The sequence below is a fragment of the Caballeronia sordidicola genome (genome assembly GCF_002220365.1).
In the GTDB taxonomy this organism is placed as follows: Bacteria; Pseudomonadota; Gammaproteobacteria; order Burkholderiales; family Burkholderiaceae; genus Caballeronia; species Caballeronia sordidicola_C.
This window is the reverse complement of sequence record NZ_MTHB01000028.1, coordinates 1-1,577: the sequence shown is the minus strand read 5'-3', so window position 1 is coordinate 1,577 and position 1,577 is coordinate 1. Positions and strand designations below refer to the sequence as shown.

The following is a 1,577-nucleotide window of genomic DNA, read 5'->3' as shown; positions in this document are numbered from 1 at the left end:
CAAGCAAAAGTTGCTCGGTATCAGCAAACGGGGAGATCGGTACATCCGCTGGCTGCTGGTCCAAGGAGCGCGGTCGATCATGCGATTTGCGAGCAAGCGAACCGATGCGCTGTCGCGCTGGGTCTGTCAGCTCGCGAGCAGACGTGGGGTGAATGTCGCAGCGGCGGCACTGGCGAACAAACTAGCACGCATAGCGTGGGCGTTGCTTGCCAAGAGCGAGCGCTTCGCGAGCGCATGAATCCATAAAATCTCTGCAGTACAACCACCAGCAGTTTGCGAACGATGAACAATCGATGATGCGATGGGTCTGACCCAGCCTCGAAAATCCGACAGGCGTAGTGGCCAAAGAAGGCCGCTGAAGTAATGAGAACGAGGCAGGCGATTTGCATTATGGCCAGCGGTGACCCCGCATAAACAGGCCGAATATATACGTGCAGACTGACACCTTGCATCAAGAGAAGACGCATTGTTTGCAAAACCTGGGGAGTCCATATATACGCCTGGATCGAGCTTCACAGCCGACAATGGCCGGTGTCCCTGACCTGCCAGGTGCTGGGTGTCAGCCCCAGCGGTTACCACGCGCGCAAGGCGCGGGATGTCGATACTGACCGACCGCGCCGACGCATCAGCAACGACGCTCTGCTGGTGCACATCAAGGCCGTGCACGCTGAATCCAAAGGCGAGTACGGCTGGCCGCGCGTGTGGAAGCAACTGCTGGCCCAGGGCATTCGCGTCAGCAAGGATCGAGTCCAGCGGCTCATGAAGCTGCACGGCATCAAGGCGAAGACCAAACGCCGGTTCAAGGTCACGACCGACAGCAACCACAGCCTGCCGGTCGCACCGGACCTGCTGCAACGAGACTTCTCTCCCGCCCGTCCCGACCAGGTCTGGACTACGGACATCACGTACATCTGGTAACCGCTCAATTACGCACACGTTGACAAGACGAAGACGGCCGCACCGCGACGACCGAGGTCGGCGATGTCCAAAGCGAAGGATGGGAGTGGGCGTTGGCGTGGAGCCGACGCATTAGAAGCGTTAGTCGGAGGTTGGTTTGCGTCGAGCGAGTCGCTCGCCGATGTTGAATGGCAGCAAGTCGCTCACGTCGGCACCAGCCGCGCGCTGGGGCAACTCGGTGAGCACTTCGCACAGGTACTCGAACGGCTCAACGTCGCACGCCCGACAGGTGAGCATCAAGCTGTAGATCGTTGCACTGGCTTTCGCCCCGGCCACCGTATCATTGAACAACCACGATTTTCTGCTGGTCACCAGTTCCCGTTCATTCTGCCCATATCGGGCAAGAAGTTGAAGTCCATTATCGTTGGCATCCGCTGTTTCGTCGTCGCGTCAAGGTTCGAGATGTTGAGCAGCGCGGCGGAGGTCGGGTCGTCCATATCGACGCGGGCGACAGTGAGGTTAGGGTCATTGCCGAATGGATGTTGGATGCTGCCGCATGCTCCGCTCTGGTTCTCGGCGATCCGCGCGTCAGCGTAGCGGCCTTGTGCAATCTGCACCAACTTCTTATCAATCGACATTTGCGCGGAAACTCAACGGACGATTCCACCATCGTCCGGGAG

At 59.0% G+C, this 1,577-nt stretch carries 2 protein-coding genes and 2 pseudogenes; 2 read left to right on the top strand and 2 right to left on the bottom strand.

Translation table 11 applies throughout. The features are described 5' to 3' along the window. Positions 1–238: transposase (locus BSU04_RS04290; RefSeq protein ID WP_144021116.1), on the top strand; the 238-nt coding region annotated here is incomplete at its 5' end. Positions 239–495: 257 nt separating this feature from the next. Next, a pseudogene (locus tag BSU04_RS04285) lies at positions 496–915 on the top strand (IS3 family transposase); the annotation flags it as partial. A gap of 123 nt (positions 916–1,038) precedes the next feature. On the opposite strand, the pseudogene BSU04_RS04280 reads toward BSU04_RS04285, so the two are convergent. Both BSU04_RS04280 and BSU04_RS04275 read right to left on the bottom strand, forming a co-directional pair. After that, positions 1,039–1,278, bottom strand: a pseudogene (locus tag BSU04_RS04280) (transposase domain-containing protein); the annotation flags it as partial. Next, the gene (locus tag BSU04_RS04275; protein WP_144021318.1) at positions 1,266–1,517 is read right to left on the bottom strand and encodes a hypothetical protein; all 252 of its coding nucleotides are present in this window, start codon (positions 1,515–1,517) and stop codon (positions 1,266–1,268) included. The pseudogene BSU04_RS04280 and the gene BSU04_RS04275, both read right to left, overlap by 13 nt. Positions 1,518–1,577 lie beyond the last annotated feature (60 nt).